General features: G+C 68.9%; 16 protein-coding genes and 1 riboswitch. Of the genes, 9 read left to right on the top strand and 7 right to left on the bottom strand.

Annotation, left to right across the window (positions count from 1 at the left end; translation table 11 throughout):
- Positions 1-10: 10 nt before the first annotated feature.
- Positions 11-1,696: a D-alanyl-D-alanine carboxypeptidase family protein gene (locus ACTICP_RS10185; protein ID WP_441892009.1), complete on the bottom strand. Its 1,686-nt coding sequence runs from the start codon at positions 1,694-1,696 to the stop codon at positions 11-13.
- Between the two features lie 69 nt (positions 1,697-1,765).
- Positions 1,766-1,877, top strand: a riboswitch (TPP riboswitch).
- On the opposite strand from ACTICP_RS10185, the gene ACTICP_RS10180 reads away from it, so the two are divergent.
- The 3 genes from ACTICP_RS10180 (at position 1,869) to ACTICP_RS10170 (ending at position 4,766) form a co-directional block, all read left to right on the top strand.
- On the top strand, positions 1,869-2,519 hold the full coding sequence (locus ACTICP_RS10180) for an ECF transporter S component (protein WP_441892007.1): 651 nt from the start codon (positions 1,869-1,871) through the stop codon (positions 2,517-2,519). It overlaps the preceding riboswitch by 9 nt.
- Before the next feature lies 1 nt (position 2,520).
- A complete protein-coding gene (locus ACTICP_RS10175; RefSeq protein WP_441892005.1) occupies positions 2,521-3,987 on the top strand; it encodes an ABC transporter ATP-binding protein in 1,467 nt (488 codons plus the stop codon).
- A complete protein-coding gene (locus tag ACTICP_RS10170) occupies positions 3,984-4,766 on the top strand; it encodes an energy-coupling factor transporter transmembrane component T family protein (protein WP_441892003.1) in 783 nt (260 codons plus the stop codon). Before ACTICP_RS10175 ends, ACTICP_RS10170 begins: the two co-directional genes overlap by 4 nt.
- A 25-nt stretch (positions 4,767-4,791) precedes the next feature.
- Here the strand turns inward: ACTICP_RS10170 and ACTICP_RS10165 are convergent, their stop codons facing one another.
- The 3 genes from ACTICP_RS10165 to ACTICP_RS10155 are packed head-to-tail and all read right to left on the bottom strand — an operon-like array spanning position 4,792 to position 6,309.
- Entirely contained in the window at positions 4,792-5,184 is a 393-nt protein-coding gene (locus ACTICP_RS10165) for an MmcQ/YjbR family DNA-binding protein (RefSeq protein ID WP_441892001.1), read from the bottom strand.
- Positions 5,184-5,909 (bottom strand): phosphotransferase, encoded by a 726-nt coding sequence (locus ACTICP_RS10160; RefSeq protein ID WP_441891999.1) that lies wholly within the window; start codon positions 5,907-5,909, stop codon positions 5,184-5,186. Before ACTICP_RS10160 ends, ACTICP_RS10165 begins: the two co-directional genes overlap by 1 nt.
- 40 nt (positions 5,910-5,949) lie before the next feature.
- Positions 5,950-6,309, bottom strand: coding sequence for a DUF488 domain-containing protein (locus ACTICP_RS10155; RefSeq protein ID WP_441891997.1), 360 nt, complete (start codon positions 6,307-6,309; stop codon positions 5,950-5,952).
- Positions 6,310-6,407: 98 nt separating this feature from the next.
- Here ACTICP_RS10155 and ACTICP_RS10150 point away from each other — a divergent pair, with 98 nt between their 5' ends.
- From ACTICP_RS10150 to ACTICP_RS10125, 6 genes are all read left to right on the top strand, one after another.
- Positions 6,408-7,169, top strand: coding sequence for an SDR family NAD(P)-dependent oxidoreductase (locus ACTICP_RS10150; RefSeq protein WP_441891994.1), 762 nt, complete (start codon positions 6,408-6,410; stop codon positions 7,167-7,169).
- Positions 7,170-7,274: 105 nt separating this feature from the next.
- Positions 7,275-8,108, top strand: a complete 834-nt coding sequence (locus ACTICP_RS10145; RefSeq protein ID WP_441891992.1) for an SDR family oxidoreductase — start codon at positions 7,275-7,277, stop codon at positions 8,106-8,108.
- Between the two features lie 284 nt (positions 8,109-8,392).
- A complete protein-coding gene (gene rlmN / locus ACTICP_RS10140; RefSeq protein WP_441891990.1) occupies positions 8,393-9,637 on the top strand; it encodes a 23S rRNA (adenine(2503)-C(2))-methyltransferase RlmN in 1,245 nt (414 codons plus the stop codon).
- Between the two features lie 164 nt (positions 9,638-9,801).
- Positions 9,802-11,427: a DUF4407 domain-containing protein gene (locus tag ACTICP_RS10135; protein WP_441891988.1), complete on the top strand. Its 1,626-nt coding sequence runs from the start codon at positions 9,802-9,804 to the stop codon at positions 11,425-11,427.
- A 109-nt stretch (positions 11,428-11,536) separates the two neighbouring features.
- Complete coding sequence (locus tag ACTICP_RS10130) at positions 11,537-12,040, top strand: hypothetical protein (RefSeq protein ID WP_441891986.1); 504 nt, start codon at positions 11,537-11,539, stop codon at positions 12,038-12,040.
- Between the two features lie 9 nt (positions 12,041-12,049).
- Positions 12,050-13,063 (top strand): aldo/keto reductase family protein, encoded by a 1,014-nt coding sequence (locus ACTICP_RS10125; protein ID WP_441891984.1) that lies wholly within the window; start codon positions 12,050-12,052, stop codon positions 13,061-13,063.
- A 223-nt stretch (positions 13,064-13,286) separates the two neighbouring features.
- Here ACTICP_RS10125 and ACTICP_RS10120 read toward each other — a convergent pair whose 3' ends face one another.
- From ACTICP_RS10120 to ACTICP_RS10110, 3 genes are all read right to left on the bottom strand, one after another.
- Positions 13,287-13,793, bottom strand: coding sequence for a glycine cleavage system protein R (locus ACTICP_RS10120; RefSeq protein WP_441891982.1), 507 nt, complete (start codon positions 13,791-13,793; stop codon positions 13,287-13,289).
- A 29-nt stretch (positions 13,794-13,822) separates the two neighbouring features.
- Entirely contained in the window at positions 13,823-14,878 is a 1,056-nt protein-coding gene (locus ACTICP_RS10115) for a PLP-dependent cysteine synthase family protein (protein ID WP_441891980.1), read from the bottom strand.
- The coding region (locus tag ACTICP_RS10110) for a hypothetical protein (protein ID WP_441891978.1) at positions 14,875-15,118 on the bottom strand (244 nt) is incomplete at its 5' end. The genes ACTICP_RS10115 and ACTICP_RS10110, both read right to left, overlap by 4 nt.

The following is a 15,118-nucleotide window of genomic DNA, read 5'->3' as shown; positions in this document are numbered from 1 at the left end:
AACCGTGGGCTCAGTCGCTGATGCCGAACAGCTCCAGCGGGTGGGTGAGACGCCACCACGGGGTCGGGTCCGACACCTCGTCGGCGAGGGACACGTCAACGCTCGCGGCATCCACTGGTCCGTTCACGGTGAGGGTGCCGACGCCGTCGCCCTCGGCCCGCTGATCGTCGAGGGAGAAATCGACGGCGGCCGTGGAGGCGGCGCCGTTCCACAGCATCACGGTGGCATCGGCATCCGACACGATATCGACCGTCGTCCCCCACGCCGTGCTGACCTCGCCGACCACGGTTCCGGCTGGCACCGCCGGTGCGATGTCGGCGAGTGCGTCTTCGACCTGCGAGAACAGCGATCGCGTGGCCGCAAGGCGCTCATCGTTGTTCGCCTGATTCAGCGTGGCCGCGTATAGGTGGATCGTCGTGTCTCCGATCGTCACGTCCTTGGCGGTGAGCAGACTCCAGCCGACCAGCGTTCCAGTCTTGATGCCGACGACGCCGGGATCGGCGAGCATGCCGTTCGTGTTCTCCACCCGCCCGGCGCCGGGGATGTCGGCTGCGGTGGTGCCGACGATCTCGGCGAACACGGGGTTCTGCATGGCTCGCTCACTGAGCTTCAAAAGGGCTTCGGGGGTGGCGACGTTCCCTTCGTCGAAGCCCGAGGGGGTCACGACGGTGATGCCGGAGAGCCCGCGCTCGGTGAGCCAAACCTCGGCGGCGCGAGCGAACTGCTGGTCCGACCCCCAGAGGTCGCGGGCGAGACGGTCGATGTAGTTGTTGGCAGAGCCGAGGAGCGTTCCCTGCAGCAACTGGTACTCGGTGAGCACCCCGTCGACCGGGACGTCCAGCGCCGACTGATCGGCCCGACGATAGTCCCAGTACTCCACGCTGTCGCTGTAGGTGAACGCGAACTCGGGCCCCTGCTCGCCGAGCTGGAGGGGCAGCCGGTCGAGCACCATCAGGCTGGTGACGACCTTCGTGAGGCTGGCGATGGATGCTGCATCCCCTGTGGATGCCATCGACGAGACGCCCTCGACGCCGACGCCGGAGCTTCCTGCCGCGGGCCAGGTGATCTCCGCCGCAGCCGCCGGAATCGTCTCGAACTCGACCGCGTCCACGACCGGCGGAACGGCATGAAGCGGCCACAGCAGTGTGGTCGCGGCGTAGGCGATGACCAAGGCGGCGAGGGTGCCGATCGGGGCCAACCAGCGTGCGGTCAGCAGCGCGGGGCGCTGCATGACACCCGTCAGCAGTCCGGGACCGGCAGGCTGATTCGTCACCGAATCGATATCCGGGCTCCGCGTTTCCTCGACGACATCAGCGGTCTCGAGCCAGGTCAGCGCCGTCGCGGGGCTGTGCTCGTCGGCCCATTCGGCCGCCGGCACCACCGGCGCTTCGGGCACGTCGGCGAGATCCTCGTCCGCCGCATCGAGGGAGTCGAGCTCGAGCTCGATGAGCCTGTCATCGAGTGTGTCCTCGGGCGCAGCATCCGCCTCGTGAGGCCCGGCCTCCGGGCCCGAATCCACGGCATCCGGCAGATCTTCGGCCGTTTCCGGGACATCTCCGGCCGGTGCCATGATGCCATCCTCGTCGTCGTCGAAGCTCAGCACCGGCGGCGCCGCGGATGCGGCCGAACGTCGCCGAGCGCGCATCGCGCGACGGGTCGTCGCCGTGTGCGCGGGCGTCGTGTCGTCAGTGGTCACCAGCCCACGCTACCCAATCGCGCGCGAAGGCAGCGTGAGGCGCCACCGCCGCGGAATGGGTATGATCGTCTGCACAACCACGGGAGTCCGGGCTAAGCCGGGCTGAGAGGGAGCGAAAAGCGCTTCGACCGTCGAACCTGATCCGGGTCATGCCGGCGCAGGGAGGAGCAGTATGACAACGTCTACACGCACGTCCGCGAACACGCAGGCGCAGACTCAGACACCGGCACAGAACCGTTGGCGCTGGCGCGTCGTCGACATCGTCGTCGCCGCCGTTCTCGGTGTCGCGATCGGCCTCGTCTTCTGGGGCTGGAACGTCGTCGGCGGTGCCTGGTTCGGGGCCGCAGACGCACTGACCCCCGGCCTCGGGGGCATCGCCGTCGGCATCTGGCTGATCGGCGGTGTGATCGGCGGGCTCGTGATCCGCAAGCCCGGCGCCGCCCTCGTCGTCGAGCTCGTCGCCGCGATCGTCTCGATGCTGATCGGCAACGTCTGGGGCGTCTCGACGATCCTGTCCGGCCTGGTGCAGGGCCTCGGCGCAGAACTCATCTTCGCGCTGTTCCTGTACCGCCGGTTCGGTATCGTCGTCGCCGCGCTCGCGGGGGCAGGGGCGGGAATCGCCGCCTGGGTCTTCGAGCTGTTCTACGGCAGCTCGCCGAACATCCTCAAGTCGCTCGAGTTCAACACCATCTATCTCGTCTGCGTCGCCGTGTCGGGCATCGTGCTCGCCGGTATCGTCGGCTGGCTGCTGGTGCGCGCGCTGGCCGCGACCGGTGCCCTGAACCGATTCGCCGCCGGGCGCGAGCTCGTTCGCGAGGTCTGACATGACCGCCGCCTCTCCGGCCCGCGTGCAGGCGGCGGGCTGGGGCTGGCGCTACGCGGGGCGCAAGCGCCCGGCCGTCAGCGACGTCAGCTTCACCATCGAGCCCGGCGAGCGGGTGCTGCTTCTCGGCGCATCCGGCGCCGGCAAGTCGACTCTGCTCGCCGGTCTCGCCGGCGTCCTCGGCGACGCCGACGAGGGCGAGGGCACCGGTTCGCTGCGTATCGACGGCGCCGCCCCCGAGTCGCGGCGCGGGCAGACCGGGCTCGTGATGCAGGATCCGGATGCCGGGATCGTGCTGTCCAAGGTCGGCGACGACGTGGCCTTCGGGTGCGAGAATCTCGGCGTTCCGGCATCCGACATTCCCGCACGCGTCTCCTCCGCCTTGGAGGCCGTAGGGCTCGACGTCCCCCTGCAGCGCCCGACCAAAGCGCTCTCGGGCGGGCAGAAGCAGCGGCTGGTGCTGGCCGGCGTGCTCGCGATGCGCCCCGGACTGCTGCTGCTGGACGAGCCGACCGCCAATCTCGACCCCGACGGCGTCGCCGAGGTCAGGGCCAGCGTCGAGCGGGCCGTGGATGCTACCGGCGCCACTCTCGTCGTCGTGGAGCACCGCACGTCGGTGTGGGCCGACCTCATGACCCGCGTCATCGTGCTCGCGGCCGACGGCGGGGTCCTCGCCGACGGCGCCCCGGACCGCGTGTTCGCCGAGCATGGGCGCATGCTGGCGGACGCCGGTGTCTGGGTGCCCGGACTCGAGGTCGACCTGCCCGAACTGCCGGCCGCTCCGAGTGAAACGGATGCTGTGCTCACAGCATCCGGGCTGGCGATCGCCCGAGACCCGCGTGCGATCATCCAATCCGGGCTCGACGTGCACGCCCCCCGCGGGCAGGCGACCGTGATCTCGGGGCCGAACGGGGTCGGCAAGTCCACATTGGCGCTCACGCTCGCCGGGCTCATCCCCGAGCAGGCCGGGTCCGTCGAGGCTGCCGCCGATCTGGCGGGGCGTGGAGGCCGTCGGCCGTTCCGCTGGACGTCGCGCGAACTGCTCACCCGGATCGGCACCGTGTTCCAGGAGCCGGAGCATCAGTTCCTCACACAGACTCTGCGCGATGAACTCGCCGTGGGTCCGGCGGCGCTCGGGTGGTCGGCATCCCGCACCGCCGGCGTCGTCGACGGTCTGCTCGAGCGGCTGCATCTGGCTCCGCTCGCACTGGCGAACCCGTTCACCCTGTCTGGCGGGCAGAAGCGGCGACTGTCCGTGGCGACGGTGCTCGCGGCATCCCCCGAGGTGATCGTGCTCGACGAGCCGACCTTCGGGCAGGACCGCCGCGGCTGGGCCGAACTGGTCGGTCTGCTGCAGGAGGAGATCGCCGCCGGCACCTCCGTGATCGCCGTGACGCACGACGAGGGGGTCGTCCGGCACCTCGGCGGCCACCGGATCGCACTGGAACAGCAGGCGGTGCGCACATGAGAGCCACCGTCCTGACCGCGCCCCGCGCCTGGCTCGACGGGGTCAATCCCGTCACGAAGCTCCTGCTCGCCTTGCTGCTGTCGGTGCCGCTGTTCGCGTCGATCGACGTCGTGAGCGGTCTTGTCGCGATCGGGCTGCAGCTGCTGTGCCTGCCGCTGACCGGGCTGCGACTGTCGACCGTGCTGCGCCGGCTGCTGCCGATCGTGATCTTCGCCCCGATTGCCGGGCTCAGCATGCTGCTGTACGCCGAGCCGGCCGGTCAGATCTACTGGAGCCTCGGCTTCGCGACGATCAGCGACGACTCGATCGCGCTCGCCGTCGCCGTGAGTCTGCGTGTGGTCGCGCTCGGGCTGCCGACGATCCTGCTGTTCGGCGGCACGGATCCGACCGAGCTCGCCGACGCGCTCGCGCAGGTCGCGAAGCTGCCCAGCCGGTTCGTGCTCGGCATCCTCGCCGGCACCCGCATGCTCGGGCTGTTCCTCGACGATTGGCGCACGATGGGACTGGCTCGCCGAGCGCGCGGTGTTGGGGACAGGGGTGCGATCCGCCGGTTCTTCTCGATGGCCTTCGTGCTGCTCGTGTTCGCCGTGCGGCGCGGGACGCGTCTCGCCCTCGCGATGGAGGCGCGAGGGTTCGGCTCCGACATCCCGCGCACCTGGTCGAGGACCTCGCGCCTGCACGGTCGCGATGCGGTCGCACTGCTCGGCGTCATCGTGATCATGACGCTCGCGCTCACAGCCGCGGTGCTGGCGGGGACGTTCCGCTTCGTGTGGAGCTGAGTGGAGCTGAGGGTCGTGGCGAGCCTCAGGCTCCGCCGAGCTCCTTCACGAGCCGGCGCGGCGCCGTCATCCGGTACGACGCGTCGATGAGCTCGGCGATCTCCTGCCAGTCGGTGTCGTCGTCGAGATCGATGCCGAGCCATCCGGACGGCCCGAGATACATCGGCACCCAGAACCGCGGATCCTGCCGCAGGGCCGGGTCATCGTCGGCATCCGGTCGCACCATGATCGCGGCATCGTGCGCGACCCACCCGTCTGCACGGCGCTCCGAGCCCCCGAAGTAGCAGAACACCTTCTGCGTGAAGAAGGCCGGGCGCCCGTGGCTGACCTTCTCATCGGCTTCGGGGAGGGCGAGCGCGATGCCGCGGATGCGTGCGAGCAGCGGATCGTCGGGAGCGAACATCTGGGGGTGCGGCATCACGTCTCATTCCACAGGTCGCGATAGTAGGCGAGCCGTTCGCGGTCGGGTTCGACGCCGTACGCCTCGATGAGGGCGTCCTCCCAGCCGGTGCCGTAATTACACACCGTGCTCATGGAGGCCACGGCGATATCGGCCCAGCGGTCACCGGTGCCGAGGGCTGCGAGGTCCACATGCCCCGCGGCATCGCCATGCGCGTCGAGGATCACGTTGGGTGCGCACGCGTCACCGTGGCACACGACGAGGCGGTCGATCGGCGGCGGATCGCGAAGGGCATCGGACAGGCGGATGCCGCGGGCCTCGGCGTTCTCGATCCGCGCCGGCACGCTCCACTCCCACGGGCATTCATCGACCGGGAGGGTGTCGTGCAGCATCCGCAGGCCCCGGCCGATGGCGCGCACGGCGACGGCGGGTTCGGCGATCCACCGGGGTGCGACCGCGCTGTCGCCGGCGATCGCCGTCGTGACCAGCCACTCGTGCCCGGCGTCCTGGCCCTGCTCGACCACGCCGGGCACATTCATCCACTGCGCGGCCCACCGCATGCGCTCAGCCTCATCGCGCATGTTCGCCTCGCGGTCGAGCGGGCCCCACTTGATGTAGCGGTCGTCGTCGGTTCGGAACGTCAGGCCGCCGATGCCGTTCTCCCACACCGGCGTGAGCGCGGCACCGCGGGCGAGCACGCGGACGCGCGCGGGGATGGTGATGTCGGGGGTCGGGATCGTCATGGTCGCGGCGCTTCGGCGTCGTGTGCGGAGGTGGCGGGCCTCATAGCAGCTCGCGCAGCGCCGCTTCGAGTACGACGGCGTGGTTGTGCTCCTCATCATGGGCGGCATAGACGAGGGTGACGACCCCGTGCTGCTTCAGCTCGGCGGCCAACTCGTCGAGCGCGGGTGCCGTCTCGCCGTCGAGTTCGGCGCGGTACCGATCGGCGTACGTGCCCCATTCGTCTTCGGATGCCGCGTGCCAGGCTTTACGCAACTCGGGGCTGGGGGCGGTGTCCTTCGCCCACAGATCGATCGCGGCGCGGTCCTTCGAGACGCCGCGCGGCCAGAGGCGGTCGACCAGCACCCGGAAGCCGTCAGAGGCCTCGGCGGTATCGTAGGCTCGCTTGCGACGCAGTTCCATGGTTCCAGCCAACACCTCGGCGGCGCGGAAGGCCAGAGCTGACACTGAGACCCGCGTATGCTGAGACCCAGTTGCAGAAACCGTTCGAAGGAGAACCCATGCAGATCCAGGGATCCGGCGCACTGATCACCGGCGGCGCTTCGGGCCTCGGCCTCGCGACGGCGCGTGCGCTCGCCGCAGCCGGCGCGCACGTCACTCTGCTCGACCTGCCCTCGTCCTCAGGCGCAGAGGCGGCCGAAGAGCTCGGCGGCACGTTCTCGCCGGGCGACGTCACCAGCGCTGAGGATGCCGCGAACGCCGTTGCTGCGGCGAACGAGCAGGCGCCGCTGCGCATCGTCGTCAACTGCGCCGGTGTCGCGACGCCCGCCAAGGTGCTCGACCGCGATGGCACGCCCGCCGCGCTCGCAGATTTCGAGCGCGTGGTCCGCATCAACCTCATCGGCACGTACAACGTCACCGCCCAGGCCGCGGCGGTGATCGCGAAGAACGAGGCCACGGACTCCGGTGACCGCGGTGTCATCGTGAACACCGCATCCGTCGCGGCCTTCGACGGCCAGATCGGGCAGCCCGCCTACGCGTCGTCCAAGGGCGGCGTGCACGCGATGACGCTGCCGATCGCGCGGGAGCTCGCGCGCTACGGCATCCGCGTCTGCACGATCGCCCCGGGGATCATGGAGACCCCGATGCTCGCCGGTCTGCCCGAGGCCGCCCAGGCGTCGCTCGGCGAGCAGGTGCCGTACCCCGCGCGTCTGGGCAAGCCGACCGAGTACGCCGCGCTCGCCCAGAGCATCGTCGAGAACGACTACCTGAACGGTGAGACGATTCGCCTGGACGGTGCCATCCGGATGGCACCGAAGTAGACCTGCAGATTCACCGCCGCCGTTCAGGTCGCGATCTCTGCCGTTCTGAGCAGCGGATAGCGGCAGGATTCGCGACCTGAACAGCGACCCGAACCAAGGAGAGACATGAGCAACCTGGCCGGAAAGACCATCCTGATGTCAGGCGGCAGCCGCGGCATCGGCCTCGCCATCGCGCTGCGCGCGGCGGCGGACGGCGCGAACATCGCGATGCTCGCGAAGACCGACACCCCGCATCCGAAGCTCGAGGGCACGATCCACACTGCCGCACAGCAGATTCGGGATGCCGGCGGCACCGCCCTTCCCATCGTCGGCGACGTGCGCGACGACGGGGACATCACCGAAGCGGTCATGAAGACGCAGGGCGAGTTCGGCGGCATCGACATCGTCATCAACAACGCCAGCGTCATCGACCTGTCGCCCTCGCTCGACCTCGGCGCGAAGAAGTACGACCTGATGCAGGACGTCAACGTCCGCGGCACGTTCATGCTCTCCCGCGCCGCGATTCCGCAGTTGCGCGAGGCCGAGAACCCGCACATCCTGTCGCTGTCGCCGCCGCTGAACCCGACGCCGAAGTGGCTCGGCGCGCACACCGGCTACACGCTCGCGAAGTTCGGCATGACGATGGCCACTCTCGGCATCGCCGCCGAGTTCGCCGCCGACGGGATCGCCGCCAACACGCTGTGGCCGCGCACGACGATCGCGACCGCCGCGGTGCAGAACCTGCTCGGGGGCGACAAGGTCATGGCTGCGAGCCGGACGCCGGAGATCTACGCGGATGCCGCGTACGCCGTGCTCACGAAGACGGCTGCGACGTACTCGGGCCAGAGCCTGATCGTGGAGGACGTGCTGGAGGCCGACGGCGTGACCGATCTCTCCGGCTACGCCGCGGTTCCCGGCACGCCCGACGATCGGCTGTTCCCGGACATCTTCCTCGGCTGAGGCGGGTGCACCCGGGCACCGTGTCTGGGTTGACGGGCACCGTGTCTGGGTTGACGGGCACCGTGTCTGGGTTGTGGCGGGTGCGCGCAGCATCCATCCGCGCTTTTCCGGACATGCCTCCGGAACGTGTCGGGGTTGTGGCCGGTCGGATGCCGTGGCACCCGCATCTTTCCGGACACGGCGCGGACGCCGGAGGCGCGCGCACGGGTGAGGCGCCCCGCCATGCGTCCTTTCTTCCTCGCGCTCCAGGCTCTTCCCACCCGTCAGCCCGTACCCTGGAAGGTATGACCGAGAAATCTCCCATCCGCCAGACGGGCCCCGCAAAGGCGCAGGTGCGCCCGCGCACCGAGGGGTGGACCCAGAAGAAGGATGAGACCGGTCGCCCGCTGCTGCAGTTCGCCAGCCCGAAGCGGGGCAAGCCGCCCGTGCACCTCGCAGACCTCACTCCGGCCGAGCGCACCGAGAAGGTCAAGGAACTCGGGCTGCCCGGTTTTCGCGCGAAGCAGCTGTCGACGCACTACTTCACGCATTACACGTCCGACCCGGCCGAGATGACGGACCTCCCGGCTGCGCAGCGCGACGAGCTCGTGGCCGGCATGCTGCCACCGCTGCTCACCGAGGTCCGCCGGCTCGAGACCGACAAGGGCGACACCATCAAGTTCCTCTGGCGCCTGCACGACGGGGCGCTCGTCGAGTCCGTGCTCATGCGCTACCCAGGCCGGATCACGCTGTGCGTGTCGAGTCAGGCCGGATGCGGCATGAACTGCCCGTTCTGCGCCACCGGTCAGGCCGGGCTCACCCGCAACATGTCGACCGCCGAGATCATCGAGCAGATCGTCCGCGCCAACCGGCTCATCGCCGAGGGGGGCCTCGGCGGCAAGAAGGCCGACGACCACAGCATGGAGCGCGTCTCCAACATCGTCTTCATGGGCATGGGTGAGCCGCTCGCCAACTACAAGCGTGTGATGGATGCCGTGCGCATCATGGTCGCCCAGCAGCCCGACGGGCTCGGCATGAGCGCTCGCGGCATCACCGTGTCGACGGTCGGCCTCGTCCCCGCTATCCGCAAGCTCTCCGACGAGAACATCCCGGTGACTTTCGCCCTGTCGCTGCACGCCCCCGACGACCACCTGCGCGATGAGCTCATCCCGGTGAACTCCCGCTGGAAGGTCGATGAGGCGCTGGATGCTGCGCGCGAGTATTACGAGAAGACTGGTCGCCGCGTGTCGATCGAGTACGCGCTCATCAAGGACATGAACGACCACGCCTGGCGCGCAGACCTGCTCGCCGAGAAGCTCAACCAGCGCGGTCGCGGCTGGGTGCACGTGAACCCGATCCCGCTGAACCCGACGCCGGAGTCGGTGTGGACGGCATCTGAGAAGGACGTCACCGACGAGTTCGTCCGCCGCCTCAACGATGCCGGTATCCCGACGACCCTGCGCGACACCCGCGGCAAGGAGATCGACGGCGCGTGCGGCCAGCTGGTCGCGACCACCGACGACGAGGCCGCGGCCGCCGCCATCGGCTGACAACGCCGCCGGCCTGCCCGACGCGCGGACGGGAAGGATTTCCCCGCCTCGCCGCGCTCCCGACCCGGGAAATCCTTCCCGCATCGCCCGCACGCGTCGATCCTGTGAGCGTCATGCAGGAGTCTTCCAACGTTTCCACAGGCACTCTTTCGTAGATTGTCGGGATGCCCTATTCCGCTCACCGGCCCGGGCGATTCGACTCGCAGGGTCGGATCGTTCTCGACAGCGACTCCGCTGACGAGACGGACGACTTGGATTTCCTGCGCGACTACGAGCCGACGGGTACGGAACCGGCGGATGCTGAACCGACCGAGCCAACGGGTAACGAGAAGACCGCCCCGGTCGATGAGGCATCGGGTGATGACCTTGACCTCGAGACGCTGCAGCGCTCGCAGGGAGTCTTCGGCCCCACCCGGCTGAAGCTCGCAAAGACGAAGCCCGCAAAGACGAAGCTCCCGAAGACGAAGCGTGTGAAGAAGCCGCGCACGCCCGGCTCGCGCCTGCGCACCATGGCGATCCTCGGCGGCGCGGACGGCGAGATCCTCGATCGGGTTCCCGGTGAGACGCCGCGGTTCGTGCAGATGTTCTTCGTGATCGCCGGCACCGCGCTCGTTTCGGCGATCTCGATGCTCTTCGCTCTCACCACCGGGGTGCAGGTGGCGCTCTGGGTCGCGATTCCGCTCGCGATCGTCTGGGCGGCGATCATCTTCAACCTCGACCGCTTCCTCACCTCGACCATGTCGTCGACGCGCAGCATCGGCAAGCTGATCGGCCTGGCGCTTCCCCGCGTCGCCATGGCGATGCTGATCGGATTCCTCGTCGCCGAGCCGCTCGTGCTGCAGGTTTTCCACAACGACATCTCTCGCGAAGTCGCCGCGACGAATATCGTCCAGGCGCAGTCCGACCAGGATGCCCTCGAAAGCGGTCCGGAGAAGACGGCGCTGGATGCTGCGACCGAACGCGTCGCGTCCCTCGAGAACCAGGCGGCGACGGGCATCGTCGCCGACACCGATTCCGGGTCGGCTTCGACCTCGGCTGCCCAAGCCACCGTCGACGACATCACTGCGAAGATGACCGAGCAGCAGAAGGTCATCGATCAGGCGCGTGCGCTGTACCAGTGCGAGCTCACCGGCGAAGGGGCCGGGGAAGTCGCCGGCTGCACCGGCGTGAACGGCGAGGGTTCGAGTTCGGATGCCGCCGAGGCGCAGCTCGCGCAGGCGCAGCAGACCTACGACTCGCTTGGTGCGCAGCTGCGCACCGCGAACGACGACCTGGCGGCGGCCGAGTCGTCGGCGAAGGAGAACACCGCATCCTCGGAGTCGTCCAACCGTCAGCAGGCGAATGACCAGCTGCCGGCAGCGCGGGACACTTACGACCAGGCGCTCGCCGCCTACAACGCGCGCGCTGACACCGTCGCCCAGGGCAACGCTGGAGCGGTCGGGCTGCTCAGCCAGATCAGCGGCCTCAACCGCCTCGCCGAGAAGGAGCCGACCATCTTGTGGGCGCACTGGCTGATCGCCGCGCTGTTCTTCATGATCGAGTTGCTGCCGGTCATCGTGAAGGTGCTCACCAGTTACGGCGACCAGTCGCTGTACGAGAAGGCGGCAGCGATCCGCAAGCAGGTCGATCTCGACAGGGTGACGGCCGAGGGGTTCCGGGACAGGGCGTCGATCGTCACGACGGCGGATGCCACGGCATCCGATCCCGCGTCCGATCCGGGCGTATCGATCAGTGACGTGCCCACACAGCCGGTGACGCGCGCCGACCTGCGCGAATCCGTCACGGCCTAGCGTCTCGGCGCGGACGCGGCGGATGCTGTATGGGTTGTGCCGATTCGCCGTGCGCAGAACCGGCATGACTCATACAGCAGGGCTCTGCTGCCCTGCCTAGAATCGCGGTATGACCTCATCGCAGCGGGGCACCGTCGTCGTCTCGATCATCGGCGCGCTCGCCGTCACGGTGTACGCCGCGTGGGCTGCCCTGCACATCCTCGTGCTGAATCCGCTCGCCGCGGTACCCGGTCGCGACCTCGACGAGATTTACGACGCGATGTCGGACGCGGGGGAGTCGTTCAGCATCGGCTGGGTGATCGCGATCATCGGCATCGGGGTCGTCCTCGCGATCGTCTCCGCGTGGGTGTGCATCGCGAATCGCGTGCCGCCGATCGTCGCGGCATCCGGGCCTCTCGCTTTACTCATGCTCGGCGCTCCCGGGTATTTCGTGGCATCCTTCTCGCCCGGAATGTCGCTCGCTGACACGTTCATGATCTCGGGCGGAAGCCATTCTCCGTGGAACCTCCCGCTGTACGCGATCAGCGCGCTCGCCGCCGTGGCCGTGATCGTCATCGCCGTCGGCGCAGCGATCAGATCGCGATACGAGCCTGCCATCGTCCGAACGCCGTAGCGTGGTGACATGGTCAACTATCGTCATCTCGGAAACAGCGGACTCAAGGTCTCGGAGATCACCTTCGGCAACTGGGTCACTCACGCCTCCCAAGTCGAGGACGACGCCGCGGTGCGGACCGTGCACGCGGCGCTCGACGCGGGAATCACCACGTTCGACACCGCGGACACCTACGCCAATACGGCCGCCGAGGTCATCCTCGGCAAGGCGCTCGAGGGTCAGCGCCGCGAGAGCCTCGAGATCTTCACCAAGGTGTACTTCCCGACCGGTCCCAAGGGCCCGAACGACACCGGTCTGTCACGCAAGCACATCCTCGAGTCGATCAACGGTTCGCTCAAGCGGCTCGGCACCGACTACGTCGACCTGTACCAGGCGCACCGCTTCGACTATGAGACGCCGCTGGAGGAGACCTTCCAGGCGTTCGCCGATGTCGTGCGCGCCGGCAAGGCGCTGTACATCGGTGTGAGCGAGTGGACGGCCGAGCAGCTGCGCGAGGGCCACGCGCTGGCCACACAGCTGGGCGTGCAGCTCATCTCGAACCAGCCGCAGTACTCGATGCTGCACCGCGTCATCGAGGGCAGGGTGGTGCCGGCATCCGAAGAGCTCGGCATCTCGCAGATCGTCTGGTCGCCGATGGCGCAGGGCGTGCTCAGCGGCAAGTACCTTCCCGGTCAGCCGGTGCCGGAGGGGTCGCGCGCGACGGACCCGCACAGCGGCGCGGACTTCATCAAGCGGTTCCTGCAGGATGACATCCTCACGGCCGTGCAGCGGCTGGGGCCCATCGCCGAGCAGGCCGGGCTCACGATGCCGCAGCTCGCGATCGCCTGGGTGCTGCAGAACCCGAACGTCGCCGCGGCGCTGGTCGGAGCATCCCGCCCCGAGCAACTCGCCGACACGGTCAAGGCCTCGGGTGTCCGACTCGACGCCGACACGCTTGCCGCGATCGATGAGGCCCTCGGCGACACGGTCAACAGCGACCCGGAGGACACCTATTCGGTCTCGCCGAAGACCCGGTTGGTGTGAGGGGCGGAGGCGCGTGGCGCTTTCGTCTCCGGCGCTTCGCGCCTGCGCTCAAGACGTTTCGTCTCGCTGCGCTCGCTCAACGACCCGCAGAAGTTCCCGCAGGAAGCCCTCAGGAAGAGCTCCGCGCAGAAAGAGTTGCCGCCGGTCGTTGAGCGGAGGCGGCGCAGCCGTCGAAGACGAAACGGGCTGAGCGAGCGCAGCGAGTCGAAGCCGCCCGCCCGCCTCAATCCAGCGTGATGTCGACCTGGAGCTCGGACGTGAGTCGCTCCAGATCTGCGCGGAGCGCGGCGAGGTCGGCGGCGGCCGGCACCGTCGCCGTGACAGACGCCTCGAACAGGCGGCCGCCGGCCATCGCGGCATCCTTCGTCTCGGTCGTCATGTCCTGGATGCTGAGCTGGTGCGACCGCAGCACCGCAGAGACCTCGCGGACGATGCCGGGTCGGTCGTTGCCCAGCACGTGAACGGAGATCGGCCGTGCGGCGTCGGCTGCAGCATCCGCCCCGGTGTGCACTGAAACCGTGAGCGACCCGTCGAGCGCGCGCAGCGACTGCTGCAGGTCGGCCTCCCGCTCGGGGGCGACGGAGACCTGGATGACGCCCGCGAAGACTCCGGCGAGTTCCGCGAGCTGGCTGCTCTCCCAGTTGCCGCCGCGCGCGTCGACGATGTCGGCGACGGCCGCGACGAGGCCGGGGCGGTCGGATCCGGCGACGGTGAGGATCAGTGTGGTCATGCCTGAAGCGTAGCCGGGCGTTTCCGGGGCTACCAGACGCCGGTCTCGAGGAACCGTTCCATCTGCGCGTGGTGCGGAGCGAGGTCCCATCCCTGCGCGGCGACCCACTCGTCCGAATAGTACGTGCCGGCATAGCGGATGCCGCCGTCGCAGATCAGCGTCACGACGCTTCCCTGACGGCCCTCGGCGCGCATCCGGGCGATGAGCTGGAACGCGCCGACGAGATTCGTTCCGGTCGACCCGCCCGCCCAGTGCAGCGTGCGCTCCTTCAGCAGCCGGATGGCCGCGACGGACGCGGCATCCGGAATCTGCAGCATCTCGTCGATCACGCTCGGCACGAACGACGGCTCCACGCGCGGTCGGCCGATGCCCTCGATGCGGCTCGGGGTGCCGGTCGTATAGTCCGCAGCACCCGTACTCCATCCGCCGAAGAACGCCGACCCCTCCGGATCGACGACGGCGACGCGGGTCGGATGCTGGCGGTACCGCACGTACCGGCCGAAGGTCGCGCTCGTGCCGCCGGTGCCGGCGCCGACGACGATCCATTCCGGGATCGGATGCCGCTCGCGCTCGAGCTGGCTGAACACGCTCTCGGCGATGTTGTTGTTGCCGCGCCAGTCCGTCGCGCGCTCGGCGTAGGTGAACTGGTCGAGGTAGTGCCCACCGCACTCGGCGGCGAGCCGCTCGGCCTCGCTGTACATCTCGGGTGGCCGATCGACATAGTGGCAGCGACCGCCGTAGAACTCGATGAGCTCGATCTTCTCCGGGCTCGTCGAGCGCGGCACGACGGTGATGAAGTCGAGTCCGAGCATCCGGGCGAAGTACGCTTCCGACACCGCGGTCGATCCGCTGGATGCTTCGACCAGGGTCGTGTTCTCCTTGATGCGGCCGTTGACCAGGCCGTACAGGACGAGTGAGCGCGCGAGACGGTGCTTGAGGGACCCGGTCGGATGCACCGACTCGTCCTTCAGATACAGATCGATGCCCCACTCCGCCGGCAGCGGGAAGACGTGCAGGTGCGTATCGGCGCTGCGGTTGGCATCTGCCTCGAGCAGGGCGATCGCGTCGCTTGACCAGGAGGTCATGCGAGCCCGGACTGCGATACCTGCCAGAGGACCATCGCCCCGGCGGTCGCCGCGAGCACGCCGATGACGATGAGGGGGATCAGCCAGCGTGCCCGGCGCCGCGGTGAGCGTACGACGGGTCCGGGCTTGGTGAGCGGTCCGGGGGTGGGCGCAGGGCGGTCGGTCAGATCGGCGAGCGGCGGGGTGGGACCCGTCTCGGTCCCGGTGCTCTCGTCGTCTGACGTCTGGTCGGATGTGGCG

This window comes from Microbacterium sp., assembly GCF_052102115.1.
Lineage (GTDB): Bacteria > Actinomycetota > Actinomycetes > Actinomycetales > Microbacteriaceae > Microbacterium.
The sequence above is the reverse complement of the archived record's forward strand: the minus strand, read 5'-3'. Positions and strand labels throughout refer to the sequence as shown.

What these genes read in the sequence shown, in the direction of transcription:
- ACTICP_RS10125 (WP_441891984.1), top strand. Translation starts at nt 12,050, where the DNA reads ATGGTCAACTATCGTCATCTCGGAAACAGCGGACTCAAGGTCTCGGAG.
- ACTICP_RS10130 (WP_441891986.1), top strand. Translation starts at nt 11,537, where the DNA reads ATGACCTCATCGCAGCGGGGCACCGTCGTCGTCTCGATCATCGGCGCG.
- ACTICP_RS10160 (WP_441891999.1), bottom strand. Translation starts at nt 5,909, where the DNA reads ATGACGATCCCGACCCCCGACATCACCATCCCCGCGCGCGTCCGCGTG.
- ACTICP_RS10180 (WP_441892007.1), top strand. Translation starts at nt 1,869, where the DNA reads ATGACAACGTCTACACGCACGTCCGCGAACACGCAGGCGCAGACTCAG.
- ACTICP_RS10165 (WP_441892001.1), bottom strand. Translation starts at nt 5,184, where the DNA reads ATGCCGCACCCCCAGATGTTCGCTCCCGACGATCCGCTGCTCGCACGC.
- ACTICP_RS10155 (WP_441891997.1), bottom strand. Translation starts at nt 6,309, where the DNA reads ATGGAACTGCGTCGCAAGCGAGCCTACGATACCGCCGAGGCCTCTGAC.
- ACTICP_RS10120 (WP_441891982.1), bottom strand. Translation starts at nt 13,793, where the DNA reads ATGACCACACTGATCCTCACCGTCGCCGGATCCGACCGCCCCGGCCTC.
- ACTICP_RS10115 (WP_441891980.1), bottom strand. Translation starts at nt 14,878, where the DNA reads ATGACCTCCTGGTCAAGCGACGCGATCGCCCTGCTCGAGGCAGATGCC.
- ACTICP_RS10175 (WP_441892005.1), top strand. Translation starts at nt 2,521, where the DNA reads ATGACCGCCGCCTCTCCGGCCCGCGTGCAGGCGGCGGGCTGGGGCTGG.
- rlmN (WP_441891990.1), top strand. Translation starts at nt 8,393, where the DNA reads ATGACCGAGAAATCTCCCATCCGCCAGACGGGCCCCGCAAAGGCGCAG.
- ACTICP_RS10170 (WP_441892003.1), top strand. Translation starts at nt 3,984, where the DNA reads ATGAGAGCCACCGTCCTGACCGCGCCCCGCGCCTGGCTCGACGGGGTC.
- ACTICP_RS10150 (WP_441891994.1), top strand. Translation starts at nt 6,408, where the DNA reads ATGCAGATCCAGGGATCCGGCGCACTGATCACCGGCGGCGCTTCGGGC.
- ACTICP_RS10135 (WP_441891988.1), top strand. Translation starts at nt 9,802, where the DNA reads ATGCCCTATTCCGCTCACCGGCCCGGGCGATTCGACTCGCAGGGTCGG.
- ACTICP_RS10145 (WP_441891992.1), top strand. Translation starts at nt 7,275, where the DNA reads ATGAGCAACCTGGCCGGAAAGACCATCCTGATGTCAGGCGGCAGCCGC.